At 67.6% G+C, this 13,304-nt stretch carries 10 protein-coding genes; 8 read left to right on the top strand and 2 right to left on the bottom strand.

Features of this window, described 5'->3' with window-relative positions; translation table 11 throughout:
• The first annotated feature begins 72 nt into the window (after window positions 1-72).
• The 7 genes from K5L94_RS13900 to K5L94_RS13870 all read left to right on the top strand — a co-directional run bounded on the left by K5L94_RS13900 (window position 73) and on the right by K5L94_RS13870 (window position 11,123).
• The gene (locus K5L94_RS13900) at window positions 73-2,256 is read left to right on the top strand and encodes a PAS domain S-box protein (RefSeq protein ID WP_274510670.1); all 2,184 of its coding nucleotides are present in this window, start codon (window positions 73-75) and stop codon (window positions 2,254-2,256) included.
• Window positions 2,257-2,351: 95 nt separating this feature from the next.
• Entirely contained in the window at window positions 2,352-3,035 is a 684-nt protein-coding gene (locus tag K5L94_RS13895; protein ID WP_053450133.1) for a response regulator transcription factor, read from the top strand.
• On the top strand, window positions 3,013-4,392 hold the full coding sequence (locus K5L94_RS13890) for a sensor histidine kinase (protein WP_274510669.1): 1,380 nt from the start codon (window positions 3,013-3,015) through the stop codon (window positions 4,390-4,392). The genes K5L94_RS13895 and K5L94_RS13890 overlap by 23 nt, the downstream gene beginning before the upstream one ends.
• A gap of 640 nt (window positions 4,393-5,032) precedes the next feature.
• Window positions 5,033-8,254, top strand: coding sequence for an efflux RND transporter permease subunit (locus K5L94_RS13885; protein WP_274510668.1), 3,222 nt, complete (start codon window positions 5,033-5,035; stop codon window positions 8,252-8,254).
• A complete protein-coding gene (locus K5L94_RS13880; protein ID WP_180880217.1) occupies window positions 8,247-9,410 on the top strand; it encodes an efflux RND transporter periplasmic adaptor subunit in 1,164 nt (387 codons plus the stop codon). Before K5L94_RS13885 ends, K5L94_RS13880 begins: the two co-directional genes overlap by 8 nt.
• Window positions 9,397-10,803, top strand: a complete 1,407-nt coding sequence (locus K5L94_RS13875; RefSeq protein WP_274510667.1) for an efflux transporter outer membrane subunit — start codon at window positions 9,397-9,399, stop codon at window positions 10,801-10,803. The genes K5L94_RS13880 and K5L94_RS13875 overlap by 14 nt, the downstream gene beginning before the upstream one ends.
• Window positions 10,804-10,883: 80 nt before the next feature.
• Window positions 10,884-11,123 carry a hypothetical protein gene (locus tag K5L94_RS13870; RefSeq protein ID WP_274510666.1) on the top strand — a complete coding sequence of 80 codons (240 nt, stop codon included), beginning with the start codon at window positions 10,884-10,886 and terminating at the stop codon, window positions 11,121-11,123.
• A 1-nt stretch (window position 11,124) separates the two neighbouring features.
• On the opposite strand, the gene K5L94_RS13865 is transcribed toward K5L94_RS13870, so the two are convergent.
• Window positions 11,125-11,415 carry a putative quinol monooxygenase gene (locus K5L94_RS13865; protein WP_274510665.1) on the bottom strand — a complete coding sequence of 97 codons (291 nt, stop codon included), beginning with the start codon at window positions 11,413-11,415 and terminating at the stop codon, window positions 11,125-11,127.
• A gap of 62 nt (window positions 11,416-11,477) precedes the next feature.
• Window positions 11,478-12,566, bottom strand: coding sequence for a DUF5694 domain-containing protein (locus tag K5L94_RS13860; RefSeq protein WP_274510664.1), 1,089 nt, complete (start codon window positions 12,564-12,566; stop codon window positions 11,478-11,480).
• Window positions 12,567-12,698: 132 nt separating this feature from the next.
• Here K5L94_RS13860 and K5L94_RS13855 point away from each other — a divergent pair, with 132 nt between their 5' ends.
• Window positions 12,699-13,268, top strand: a complete 570-nt coding sequence (locus tag K5L94_RS13855; protein ID WP_197605383.1) for a GNAT family N-acetyltransferase — start codon at window positions 12,699-12,701, stop codon at window positions 13,266-13,268.
• Window positions 13,269-13,304 lie beyond the last annotated feature (36 nt).

Raw genomic sequence — 13,304 nt, 5'->3', positions numbered from 1 at the left:
CGCCGTCTTCGTTGCAGGCTGCAGCGCGCCGCTGCGGCAGATGCGTGCCTGCGCGGGCGGGGGAACGGGTTGATGGCGGGCCAGGGAAACAACGGCAACGGGCTGCTTGAACGACGCCTGCAGGAGTTGGCCGAAGAGCGGCGCCGGCTGGCGATGATCATCGACGGCACGGCGGCCGGTACCTGGGAGTGGAACGTGCAGACCGGCCAGATGCGGGTCAATGCACGCTGGGCCGAGATCGTCGGCTACCGCCTGGAAGAGCTGCAGCCGATCTGCCAGGAAACCTTCCTGAAGCTGGTGCATCCGGATGACATCGCGTTGTCTGATGCCGCGCTGGAGGATCATTTCGCGGGCCGCAGCGACAACTACGCCTGCCTGCTGCGCATGCGGCACAGGAACGGCCAGTGGATCTGGATCCAGGACCGCGGCCGGGTCTTCGAATGGGACGGGCAGGGCCGGCCGCTGTGGATGGCCGGCGCGCATGCCGACGTGACCGAGCTGCAGCAGGCGCGGCAGGATGCGGCCGAGACCCGCCAGCGCCTGCAGGCGGTGGTCGATGCGTCCGATGAGGTGGCGGTGATCGCCACCGATACCGATGGCACCATCACTCTGTTCAATACCGGTGCGCAGCGCCTGCTGGGTTACAGCGCTCCGGAGGTGGTCGGCCAGCGCCGGCTCAACGCCTTCCATGATCCGGCCGAGCTGAACGCCTGGCTGCAGCCGCTGGCCGATGCCGAGGGCAATCTTCCGGGCGTGTTCGAGGCGCTGAGTGCGCGTGCCGACGGGCAGACCTACTCGCGGCAGTGGACCTTGCTTCGCAAGGATGGCCAGCCACGGCAGGTGCGCCTGTCGATCAGCCGCATGGATGGGGCCAACGGGGTGCGCATCGGCTATGTCGGCATGGCCATCGACATCACCGAGATCCTGCAGGCTCGCGCCGAGGCCCGCCTGTCGGCGGAGAAGTTCGCCGGTGCGTTCACGTCCGCCGCGCTGGGCATGGCCCTGGTTTCGCTGGAGGGGCGCTGGCTGGACGTGAACGACGCCCTGTGCCGGATCCTGGGTTACCCGCGCGAAGAGCTGCTGCAGGTCGATTTCCAGCGCCTGACCCATCCCGACGATCTGCAGGCCGATCTGGCGCTGGTGCACGATCTTCTGGCCGGGCGGCGCAGCCACTACCACCTGGAAAAACGCTATCTCGACCGCGATGGGCGGGTGATCTGGACTCGGTTGTCGGTGTCGCTGGTGCGCAACGAGCATGGCCAGCCGGTGCATTTCGTGTCGCAGATCCAGGACATCACCGCCCAGCGCAGCAGCGAGCAGCGCTTGTTCGAGAGCGAGCAGCGCAGCCGCCTTACGCTTGATGCGGTGGCTGACCTGGTGCTCAGCGTCAACCTGGATGGTCGTATCGACTATGCCAATGCTGCGGCCGTGCGCATGCTGGCCGGCGATGGCGCACTGTCGCTGGCCGGGCACAAGGTGCAGGACGTGCTGGCGCTGACCACCGAATACGCGCCGGGCTCAGTGCTGGATGTCTCGGTGCTGCTGGACCCGGAAAGCAATGCCGTGGACCTGCATGCCGATCTGCTGTTGCGGCTGGGCACGGCAACGGTACCGGTGGACCTGACCCGCGCGTGGCTGCGCGATGACGAAGGCCATGTGCGCGGTGCGGTCTGGGTGCTGCGTGACGACACCCAGCAGCGTGCGCGCCAGCGCGAGGCGCGGCACCTGGCCGAGATCGACCCGCTGACCGAACTGAGCAACCGCCGTGGTTTCGAAGTACACCTGCAGCAGGCCATCACCCGCGTCGAGCGTACCGGCCAGGCGGCCTCGCTGATGTACATCGACCTGGACCGCTTCAAGCCGGTCAACGACACCTGGGGCCATCTGGCTGGTGATGCCGTGCTGTGGGCGGTGGCCAGTGTGCTGCGCCATGGCGTGCGTGACTCGGACGTGGTGGCGCGGCTGGGCGGTGACGAATTCGCGGTGATCCTGTCCGGCTGCACGCCGCGCCGTGCAGCGCGCATCGGTGGCGAACTGCTGCATACGCTGGCATCGCTGTCCATTCCCTGGGACCAGGACCGGCTGCGGGTCGGTGCCAGTATCGGTGTCGCGCCGCTGGCCGGCGGCATGAGCGTGGACCAGGCTGTGGCCGCGGCCGACGCCCAGTGCTACCGGGCCAAGGCGATGGGCCGCAACAACGTGCAGGTGCAGGGCGAACTGTCCGAGCTGCCGGGTGACGACGGCGAAACGGGCTGAACCGGCCCGCACCGTGGTGGTGGATGAAGGATGTTTCATTTGCCCGTGCCGGCTGATTTGGCGAGCATGGGCCAGTCTCGACTCCAGCGGTGCCCATGTCGCGCGTATTGACCATCGAGGATGACGCCATCACTGCCCAGGAAATCGTGGCCGAGCTGGGCAGCCATGGCCTGCACGTGGACTGGGTGGCCGATGGTCGTGAAGGCCTGGTGCGCGCGGCCAGCGGCGACTATGACGTGATCACGCTGGACCGCATGCTGCCTGGCCTGGACGGCCTGGCCATCGTCACCACGCTGCGGCGGATCGGCGTTGCCACGCCGGTGCTGATGCTCAGCGCGTTGTCCGACGTGGACGAGCGCGTGCGCGGCCTGCGCGCCGGTGGCGACGACTACCTGACCAAGCCGTTCGCCTCCGACGAGATGGCGGCGCGGGTGGAAGTGCTGTTGCGTCGCCGCCAGCAGCCGGCCAGCAACGAGACCGTGCTGCGGGTCGGCGACCTGCAGCTGGACCTGCTGGCGCGCACCGCCCACCGTGGCGGGCGCAGCCTGAGCCTGCTGCCGACCGAGTTCAAGCTGCTGGAGTACCTGATGCGCAACGCCGGGCAGGTGCTGACCCGGATGATGCTGTTCGAGGAAGTGTGGGGCTACCACTTCGACCCGGGCACCAACCTCATCGACGTGCATATCGGCCGCCTGCGGCGCAAGCTGGACCAGGCCGATGCACCGTCGCTGATCCGTACCGTGCGCGGCAGTGGCTATGTCCTCAGCGAAACTGTCTGACGGCTGGCGTTCGTCCAGCAGCCGCCTGCTGGGGCTGTACAGCCTGCTGTTCGTGGCCTGGTCGTGCGTGCTGCTGGGGGTGCTGTACTGGCGGGTATCGCTGTACCTGGACGAGCTGGCGCAGTCGGCGGTGCTGCAACGCGCACATCTGTTCGAGCACTTCACCGGCGATGGGCTGACCGCGGCGCTGCGCGAGAACCGCCGCTACGACCTGCATGGCATTGATGCCTACGGCCTGTTCACCCCCGACGGAAAACCGCTTGCGGGCATGCTGAAGTCGCTGCCGGCACAGCTGCCACTCGATGGCAGCGCACACCCGGTTTCCGGATTGCCCATCGCCGATGTGAACGCGCGAGGCAAGCGCGGCTTCGGCCTGGCGATGCCCACCCGTGACGGCCGCATCCTGGTGCTGGTGCGCTACAGCGGGCCGTTGAACGAGGTCAATCACCTGATCCTCGACGCGCTGTTGTGGGGCGTTTCACTGACCCTGGTGCCGGGTCTGCTGGGCTGGCACCTGTTGCGACGGCGGCCGCTGCGACGCATCCAGGCCATCGAACAGGCGACCGCGCAGATCGTGGCCGGCAACCTCGGCCAGCGCCTGCCGCTGTCCAACCGGCGCGATGAACTGGACATGCTGGCGGCCATCGTCAACGCCATGCTCGACCGCATCGAGCAGCTGATGACCGAGGTCAAAGGAGTGTGTGACAACATCGCCCACGACCTGCGCACCCCGCTGACGCGCGTGCGTGCGCAGCTGTACCGCATGCGCCAGCAGGTGCAGGAGGACGACCCGCAGGCAGTGGCGCTGGAGCAGGTGCTGGAAGAAACCGACACGTTGATGGCACGCTTCCGCGCGCTGCTGCGGATCTCCGAGCTGGAGGATCACCAGCGTCGTTCCGGCTTCGCCACGCTGGCGCCGGACACGCTGCTGCAGGAGATCCACGCCTTCTATGCACCGCTGGCGGAGGAGAAAGGGCAGGTGTTGCTGCTGGAGTTGGCCGCCGATCTGCCGGGCGTGATGGGGGATCGCGGCCTGTTGTTCGAAGCGATCGGCAACCTGCTCGACAATGCGATCCGGTTCGCACCGGAGGGCGGCCGCGTGCAGCTCTCGGCGCGGGTGGAAGACGGCGCGACCTGCATCGCGGTGGAGGATTCCGGGCCGGGCATACCCGAGATGGAGCGCAGCCTGGTATTCCAGCGTTTCCATCGGGCGGAGGCGAGTAAGGGCGGTGGATTCGGCCTGGGCCTGTCGATCGTGGCAGCCATTGCGGGGCTGCATGGGTTTCGCCTGCAGGTGACGTCGTCCGCGCTGGGTGGCGCGCGCTTCAGCCTGCTGTGCCGACCGCAGGTGCTGTAGGGGGTGTTCTTCTGCAGGGCTTGCAGCCCTGCACCTGCCGCAATCAACGTCAACGTCAAAAGCGGGCAGTCCGTGGGATGGCGGGGTGGGTCCGGTGGCAGGGGACGCCGTGAACCCATCCATGGGGGCTTGGTCGCGCCATCCATGGCGCTCACACCCCTGCCACCGGACCCACCCCGCCTTCGACAGTATTTCGCGATCTGCTGGAACGGCATTCTGCTCTGGTAGGTGTCGACCTTGGTCGACACGGTAGATCTGATCAAAGTTTGACTATCGATATCTGACGGATGTGTCGACCAAGGTCGACATCCACCAACAGCCACGGGAATCTGTCAGAGGTGGGGCGGTGTCGGAGTGCGGGGTGTCAGCCGCATGGATGCGGCTGCCAAGCCTACACGGACGTACTTGCGGCGTCCCCGCACTCCGGCATCGCCCCACCAAACCGCGGAAAGCACGCTGTTGCTGTTGCTTTGGCTGTTGCTGTTGCCGTTGCTTCTGCGGGTGCAGGGCGCAGCCCTGCCGAACCCACTCCCTTCATGAAATATGTTTCATCTGCGGCACAGCCTTGTTTTAGCCGGTAGCGCCGATACTTGCCGGCCTGCGCTGCCCGCGGTGGGCAGTGGCATCGCTGGAGAGCCGCATGCTCGGGTTGGTCAGGACCGCGCTCAACAAGCCTTACACCTTCGTGGTGATGGCCATTTTCATCTGCATCGTCGGTCCGCTCAGCGCGCTGCGCACCCCCACCGATGTATTCCCCGATATCGGCATCCCCGTCATCGCCGTGGTCTGGCAGTACACCGGCCTGTCACCGGATGCGATGGCCGGGCGGGTGATCTCGCCCTACGAGCGTGCGCTCAGCACCACCGTCAACGACATCGAGCACATCGAATCGCAGTCGCTGGCGGGCATGGGCGTGGTCAAGGTGTTCTTCCAGCCCGGCGTGGACATCCGCACCGCCAATGCGCAGATCACCGCGATCTCGCAGACCATAGTCAAGCAGATGCCGGCCGGCATGACCCCGCCGCTGATCCTCAACTACAGCGCCTCCACCGTGCCGGTGCTGCAGATGGCGTTCTCCAGCCCGACGCTGGGTGAATCGCAGATCCGTGACCTGGCGCAGAACACCGTGCGCCCGCCGCTGACCTCGATCCCTGGCCTGGCCATTCCCGCGCCCTACGGTGGCAGGCAGCGCCAGGTCACCCTCGACCTGGACCCGCAGGCAATGGCGGCCAAGGGCCTGTCCGCGCAGGACGTGGGCAACGCACTGGCCGCGCAGAACCAGATCACCCCGGTCGGCACCGCCAAGCTGGGCAGCAACGAATTCACCGTGTTGCTCAACAACAGCCCCAGCGAAATCGAAGCGCTGAACGACCTGCCGATCCGCACCGTCAACGGTGCGGTGGTCACCATCGGCCAGGTCGCCCATGTGCGCGATGGCTCGCCGCCGCAGACCAACATCGTGCGGGTCAACGGTGGCCACTCGGTGCTGATGGCGGCGCTGAAGAATGGCGACGCCTCGACCCTGACCCTGGTCAGCCGCATCCGGGCCATGCTGCCGCAGATTGGCGAAACCCTGCCGCCGTCGCTGAAGATCTCGTTGCTCGGCGATGCGTCCACCTTCGTGCGCGAATCGATCAGCAGCGTCGCCCGCGAGGGCATCATCGCCGCGCTGCTGACCAGCGTGATGATCCTGGTGTTCCTCGGCAGCTGGCGCTCGACCGTGATCATCGCCGCCTCGATTCCGTTGGCGGTGCTGTCGGCCATCGCGCTGCTGTCCGCCGCCGGGCAGACGCTCAATGTGATGACCCTGGGTGGCCTGGCACTGGCCGTGGGTATCCTGGTCGACGATGCCACGGTCACCATCGAGAACGTCAACTGGCACCTGGAGCAGGGCAAGGGCGTACGCGAGGCGATCCTTGATGGCGCTGCGCAGATCGTCGGCCCGGCATTCGTGTCGCTGCTGTGCATCTGCATCGTGTTCGTGCCGATGTTCCTGCTCGACGGCATCGCCGGCTATCTGTTCCGACCGATGGCGCTGGCGGTGATCTTCGCCATGGCAAGCTCGTTCGTGCTGTCGCGCACGCTGGTGCCGACCATGGCGTTGTACCTGTTGCGTCCGCACCGGGTGGAGGGCGGGGCAGGCCATCATCCCGAGGATGCGTTCCTCAACCATCATGAAGGCGATCATCCGCAACCGCCTCGCGCACGGATGGCGGCCACGCTGGTGCGCTGGCAGCAGCGCTTCGAAGCCGGATTCTCCGCCACCCGCGACCGCTACCACGCGCTGCTGGGCCTGGCACTGGCGCACCGGGGCCGCTTCCTGCTGGGTTTCATGGCCTGCGTACTGGTGTCCTTCGCGCTGCTGCCAACCCTGGGCCAGGACTTCTTCCCGGCCACCGAAGCCAGCGCGTTGTCGCTGCATGTGCGCCTGCCCCTGGGCACGCGCATCGAGGAAACCGCTGCAGCGTTCGACCGCATCGAAGCGCGCATCCGCCAGGAACTGCCGCCGCAGGAGATCGATGCCATCGTCGACAACCTCGGCCTGCCGATGACCGGCATCAACATGGCCTACAGCGCTACGGGCACCATCGGTCCGCAGGATGGTGACATCCAGGTCTCGCTGAAACCGGGTCACGGCGATGCCGCCGAATACGCGCGACGCCTGCGTGAGGTACTGCCTTCGGCCTTCCCGGGCGCCAGCTTTGCGTTCCTGCCCGCCGATACCAGCAGCCAGATCCTCAACTTCGGTTCGCCGGCACCGCTGGACGTGCGCATCGCCGGACCGGATGCGGCCGGCAATCGCGCCTATGCGCAGGAACTGCAGCGCCGCCTGCGCCACGTGCCGGGCCTGGTCGACCTGCGCCTGCAGCAACCCGATGGCTACCCGACCCTGAAGGTGGAGGTCGATCGGCTTCGCGCCAATGGGCTGGGCATCACCGAGCGCGATGTCACCAACAGCATGGTGGCGTCGCTGGCCGGTAGCGGCCAGGTCGCCCCGACATTCTGGTTGAGCCCGAAGAACGGCATCTCCTACAGCGTGGTCGCCGCCACGCCGCAGTACCGCATGGACAGCCTGGCCGCACTTCAGGCGCTGCCGGTCACCGGCAGCGCTGGTGGCGTGCCACAGGTGCTCGGTGGCCTGGCCGAGATCCAGCGCGGCTCCAGTTCGGCGGTCGTTACCCATTACAACGTGCAACCCACGCTGGACGTATATGCCAGCGTGCAGGGCCGCGATCTCGGCGCCGTGGCGGCCGACGTGCAGAAGATCATCGATGGCATGGCAGGCCAGCGGCCGCGCGGCACCGAGGTTGGCCTGCACGGCCAGATCGATGCGTTGCACGTGGCCTTCAGCGGCCTGGGCTACGGCCTGCTGGCTGCGATCGTGCTGATCTACCTGCTGATCGTCATCAACTTCCAGTCCTGGACCGATCCGTTCGTGATCATCACCGCGCTGCCGGCGGGCCTGGCAGGCGTGGTCTGGATGCTGTTCCTGACCCACACCACGTTGTCCGTGCCGGCATTGACCGGTGCCATCCTGTGCATGGGCGTGGCCACGGCCAACTCGATCCTGGTGGTCAGTTTCTGCCGCGAGCGCCTGGCCGAGCACGGCGACGCGGTCAAGGCCGCACTGGAAGGGGGGTTTACCCGCTTCCGCCCGGTCTGCATGACCGCGCTGGCGATGATCCTGGGCATGCTGCCGACTGCACTGTCCACTGAACAGAATGCACCGCTGGGCCGCGCGGTGATCGGCGGCCTGCTGCTGGCCACGTGCGCCACGCTGCTGTTCGTGCCGGTGGTGTTCGCATTGGCCCACTCCCGTAAAACCCGTACTGCTCCTGCCGGAGAACCCCTGCATGTCTGAGTCTTCGCTGCCGCAGCATTCGCTGCGCCGTCCTCTGGTCCTGGCCGCCGCCGTGGTGGTCATCCTCGTTGCCGGTGGCCTGGCCCTGCGCGCGCAGCAGGCACACGCCGTGGTCGATTGGACCGAGCGCCAGGCGGTGCCGTCGGTGCAGGTGGTCACCGCAGGGGCGCGGGGTGCTGCGGGCACGATGACGCTGCCGTCGCACCTGAGTGCCTGGACCGAAGCACCGATCCACGCGCGTGTGGGTGGCTACCTGAAGTCGTGGAGCGCTGACATCGGCCAGCCGGTGAAGGCGGGGCAGGTGCTGGCGGTGATCGACAGCCCGGAGCTGGACCAGCAGATCGCGCAGGCGCATGCCCATCTGCTGCAGGTGCAGGCCGATGCGGCGCTGGCCAAGGTCAGCGCCGAGCGCTGGCAGGGCATGCTCGGCAGCCATTCGGTATCGCGCCAGGAAGCCGACGAGAAGCAGGCCAATGCGGTGGCCGCACAGGCCAGCGTGGAAGCGGCGCAGGCCGACTACGCGCGGCTGCAGGAACTCGGTCGTTACCGCACCTTGCGTGCGCCGTTCGATGGCACGGTCACCTCGCGGCAGACCGATGTCGGCCAGTTGATCCGCGCCGATGACAGCGGGCGCGAGTTGTTCAACATCGCCGATACCCGACGCCTGCGCCTGATGGTGCCGGTACCGCAGAACAGCGCGGCCAGCATCCGTCCCGGGCTGCAGGCAACCTTGCAGGTACCGGGCCAGGAGGGACGCCACTTCACCGCCACCCTGCAGGGAGACTCCAGCGCGATCGACCGCAGTTCCGGCACCCTGCTGGCACAGTTCGTGGTCGACAATGCCGATGGCGCACTGCTGCCCGGCAGCTACGCGGAAGTGACGCTGCCACTGCAGGGCGGGGGAGCTGGCGTGAGCGTGCCAGCGGAGGTGTTGATCTTCCGGGCCAAGGGCACCCAGGTGGCAGTGGTCGACAGCAAGGACATCGTGCACCTGCGCGACATCCATATCGCCAGTGACCTGGGCAGCACGCTGCGCGTCGACCGAGGCCTGCAGGCCGGGGACAGGGTCATTCCCAATCCGCCTGATGCACTGCGCGAAGGTGACCGGGTGCATGTGGTGGCCGGCGGACAGGAGCCCACGCATGCCCGCGGCTGAGCGCGCTGCCGTACTGGCGGCGGTGGCGGTGGCGGTGGCGCTGGCATTGGCTGGCTGCTCGCTGGCGCCCGCCTACCAGGTGCCAGCGGTGGCAGTGCCGGTGGCCTATGAACGTGCAGGGGCCACTGCCGGATCAGGGGCGCTGCCACAGGCGTGGTGGCAGGCCTTCCAGGACCCGGTGCTGGACCGGCTGCAACAGCAGTTGGGCGCGGCCAACCCGAGCCTGGCGTTGGCCGTGGCGCACTACGATGCGGCACGCGCCGCAGCGGGTGGAGTGGCATCGGCGCGGGCGCCCCAGGTCGGCTTCAGTACCGGCCCGGTGCGCCAGCGGCAGTCCGATGACAAGCCGCTGCGCAGCGCCACCCAGCCGGCCATCTATGACAGCAATACCGCCACGTTCTCGCTGTCGTTCGACCTTGATCTGTGGGGCCGCCTGCGCAACGCAGCTGCCGCGGGCAAGGCGCGTGCCGAGGCCAGTGGTGATGACCTTGCCGCTGCGCAGCTGAGCATGTCGCAGCAGTTGGCCGGGCTCTATCTGCAGCTTCGCGGCGCCGAGGCGCAGCAGGCGATCCTGCATGACAGCATCGAGGACTACCGGCAGGCGTTGGCGCTGACCGAAGACCGTTTCCGTGGCGAGATCGCTTCGCAACTGGATGTATCGCGCGCGCAGCACCAACTGGCCAGCGCGCAGGCCGATCTGGATGCGCTCGACGGCCGCCATGAACTGCTGCGGCATGCCATCGCCGAACTGGTCGGCGCGCCGGCCACCGGCTTCGTCATCGCCGACGCGGGTCTGCCGGCCCTGCCATCGGTGCCAGCCGATCTGCCCAGCCGCCTGCTGCAGCGACGGCCGGATATCGCTGCCGCTGAGCGCCGGGTGTTCGCTGCCAATGCGGGCATCGGTGTGGCGCGCGCCGCGTGGTTCCCGCAGCTCAGTCTCAGCGGCCTGCTGGGCGGCCAGACCTCGGGTGGCAGTGCCCTGCTCGACGCGGGTAACCGCTACTGGGCGCTGGGTCCACTGGCGGCGCTGCCGGTGTTCGACGGCGGCCGTCGCAAGGCGGCCAAGGCCGAGGCCTATGCCGAGTTCGACGCGGCCTCGGCGCAGTACCGGGCTACCGTGCTGGCCGCGATCCGCCAGGTGGAAGACCAGCTGACCCTGCTGCGCCAGCTCGATGCGCAGCGCGGCCACGAGCAGGATGCGGTGACCGCCGCACGGCGTGCCGAGCAGATCGCCAATGACCGTTACTCCGGTGGTGCGGTGAGCTACCTGGACGTGGTCAGCGCTCAGACCGATGCCCGCCAGGCGCAGTTGGGACTGCAGGACATCCAGAGCCGGCAGCTGCAGGCCAGCGCGGCGTTGATGGCGGCGCTGGGCGGAGGCTGGTCGCGATAGCCGCTGGAGGCGGTCTCAGCCTGTGAGAGGGCGGGGCGGAACAATCGCCCCATCCACCCCGGACAGGAGAGTGCACGATGATGGCCTGGAATCGAACTGTCGTTGCCGCCTACGCACCGGCGATGATTGGCTGGTGCCTGGCGCTGGCCGCCGGCTTGCGCCTGGAACAACTGCGAGGCGACCTGCATGCGCAGGCGTTGCTGCCGCTGCTGCACGGCGGCGTTGTGGCGTTGCTGGTGCTGACACTGGCCTGCACGCTGGCCGCAAGCGCGGTGCTGTGGCGGGCCAATCGGCCACCACCGCGAACCGCCGCCCCGTGATCTACAGCGCAGCGGCTTCCATCAGCACGAACCGGCAGGGCGCACGCTGGAAGGCGTTGATCTGTGGCACCAGGCGCTGGAAGTGTTCGCTGGCGCAGTGGAGGTCGAGCGCGGCGCGGTCCGGCGAGAGCTCGATGAAGACGAAGTGCCCGGGATCCTTCTGGTCAACGAACAGTTCATAGCTGATGCACAGCGGCTCGCGCTGCGTGCAGGCAACCAGCTCCCGGTAAAGCGGAAGCACGGTTTCCACGGCAGCGGGATGGATGAAATCCTCGGCGATCACCTTGAGCATGTCGGTACCTGCAACGCGGGCCCTGCAGGATAGTGCCGGCACAGGGCCGGCACCATCCACCGTCAGCGCAATACTGCGTCCGCACTGACCAGCTGCACATCGTGCATCTGGTTGAGGTAGGCCTCGTAGTAGCCCTTGTGCGAGGCGCCGACGATGGCCAGCATGCGGCTGCCGGGGTGCAGGCCCAGCACGTCGCGCATGTTGGCGACCATGCGCAGGTTGCGGGTTTCCCAATAGCCGACATACATCCTGCCGAACGCCTTGGCTGACGGCTCGACGAGTGTCGCGCCGAAGTCGCTCCGGTACGCGTCCATCGCCGCCGCGGGACTGTTGTAGGCCCTGTACAGCGCCAGCACGCCGTCGGGCTTGTCCAGATCGGCGACCAGACGCTTGTCGGCCTCCCGCCGCGCCTGCGAGTGCGCGTTCTTCCAGGCGCCGGTGATGGCGGCGTTGGCCGCCGCTTCGTCCTCGGCAGGTGTGGGTGAATCGGCGGTGTGGTCGTCCACCGCCCAGAGACGCTCATGGCCGAGGCGCGCAGCGACTTCGGCAGCGATCAGATTCGTTTCATTGCGGCGAGCCAGGCCTTTGTCGAGGAACTCGACCAGGGCCGCGCTCAGCCCGTCGCCGTCCTTGCGTTCGGCGGCGGGCAGGCGCAGCCACTGCACCTGTGCAGATCCCCGTTCGCCCGCCGCAAGAAACAATGCGGCCAGCCGACGACGCTGTGCAGGCGTCGGATCATGTGGCCAGTTCGAGAGCAGGCGCTCGACCTCGGTGTTCGCAGCGGGCACGTCCAGTCCGGTCGCGGCCTGTGCGGCCGAAGTGTCGAAGCAGTAGGTGGCCACGCTTTCCGCGTAGCGGGCGGGGTAGCGGCGCATGAAATCACACTGCAGGCCGGACAGGTCCTCGGTGGCGATCAGCTCGGGTTTCCAGGCGACCAGTCGCTGCAGCAAGGGCTCGAGCAGGGCCGGCTGGAAGGTCTTGGGCAGCCCGGACAAGTGGGTGCTGCCCAGTACCAGCACTTCGTTCGGGCGCCCGGCGGGCGGCCCCTTCAACTGGTCGGGATGGAAGGTCGGGCGATAGGGGGCATCGGCGGCCAGGGCGCCGGCGCTGCACAGGCCCAGGATCAGGAAGCTGGCCAAGCGTGTGAACATGCGATCTCCGTGTCAGTGAACGTCCTGCAGTCCGCTGCATGCTGGCCATTTTCATCTGCCTCGGAATCTCCCGTTGGTCATGCAAACCTTTTCGGCTTGAACTGCATCGGCGTTCGGGCGAGGCTGTGCTCAATGAAGGCAACGACGACCCATATCCCGCGTCCCAGCGACTGGACCATCGGCAGCCCGCGGCTGAGCCTTCGGCCCTTCACAACGGATGACGCAGGCGAGGCGTTCATCGCGATCACGCCGGGGCTGACCCGCTACATGGCGTTCGATCCGCCGGCATCGGAGCAGGCATTCGCCGTGGTCTGGCGCGCGTGGTTGCTCACCATCGCTGATGGTTCGGACTTCACATTCGTCATCCGCCGCCGCACGGACCACACCTTCCTTGGCTTGGCAGGCCTGCATCGCACCGGTGATGCGGAACCCGAGTTGGGCATCTGGATCGCTGAATCGATGCATGGGCAGGGCTATGGCCGCGAAGCCGTGTCGGCGGTGCTGGCGTCCGCGTCCCTGCGGCTGGACTGCGCCGCATTCCGTTACCCGGTAGCCGAGCAGAACGCGCCCAGCCGGCGCCTGGCGGAATCCCTCGGCGGTGTCCCCGTCGCGCGTGAGCAAGCTGTGAAGTACATCGCGATTGTCTACCGCATCCCCGCGATGGCGTCGCAAGTTGCGACGGACGTCGCGGAATCCCGCTAAAGCCGCCCGCCCCATCGCCGATATCCCCTCTGGATC

This window comes from Stenotrophomonas forensis (genome assembly GCF_028752115.1).
Classification (GTDB): Bacteria; Pseudomonadota; Gammaproteobacteria; order Xanthomonadales; family Xanthomonadaceae; genus Stenotrophomonas; species Stenotrophomonas forensis.
Note: the sequence above shows the minus strand (reverse complement) of the source record. Positions and strands in the feature narration are given on the sequence as shown.

Bases quoted from the DNA above. Each gene is read 5' to 3' on its own strand.
- K5L94_RS13855 (WP_197605383.1), top strand. From the start codon at position 12,699: ATGAAGGCAACGACGACCCATATCCCGCGTCCCAGCGACTGGACCATC.
- K5L94_RS13875 (WP_274510667.1), top strand. From the start codon at position 9,397: ATGCCCGCGGCTGAGCGCGCTGCCGTACTGGCGGCGGTGGCGGTGGCG.
- K5L94_RS13895 (WP_053450133.1), top strand. From the start codon at position 2,352: ATGTCGCGCGTATTGACCATCGAGGATGACGCCATCACTGCCCAGGAA.
- K5L94_RS13890 (WP_274510669.1), top strand. From the start codon at position 3,013: ATGTCCTCAGCGAAACTGTCTGACGGCTGGCGTTCGTCCAGCAGCCGC.
- K5L94_RS13900 (WP_274510670.1), top strand. From the start codon at position 73: ATGGCGGGCCAGGGAAACAACGGCAACGGGCTGCTTGAACGACGCCTG.
- K5L94_RS13860 (WP_274510664.1), bottom strand. From the start codon at position 12,566: ATGTTCACACGCTTGGCCAGCTTCCTGATCCTGGGCCTGTGCAGCGCC.
- K5L94_RS13870 (WP_274510666.1), top strand. From the start codon at position 10,884: ATGGCCTGGAATCGAACTGTCGTTGCCGCCTACGCACCGGCGATGATT.
- K5L94_RS13885 (WP_274510668.1), top strand. From the start codon at position 5,033: ATGCTCGGGTTGGTCAGGACCGCGCTCAACAAGCCTTACACCTTCGTG.
- K5L94_RS13865 (WP_274510665.1), bottom strand. From the start codon at position 11,415: ATGCTCAAGGTGATCGCCGAGGATTTCATCCATCCCGCTGCCGTGGAA.
- K5L94_RS13880 (WP_180880217.1), top strand. From the start codon at position 8,247: ATGTCTGAGTCTTCGCTGCCGCAGCATTCGCTGCGCCGTCCTCTGGTC.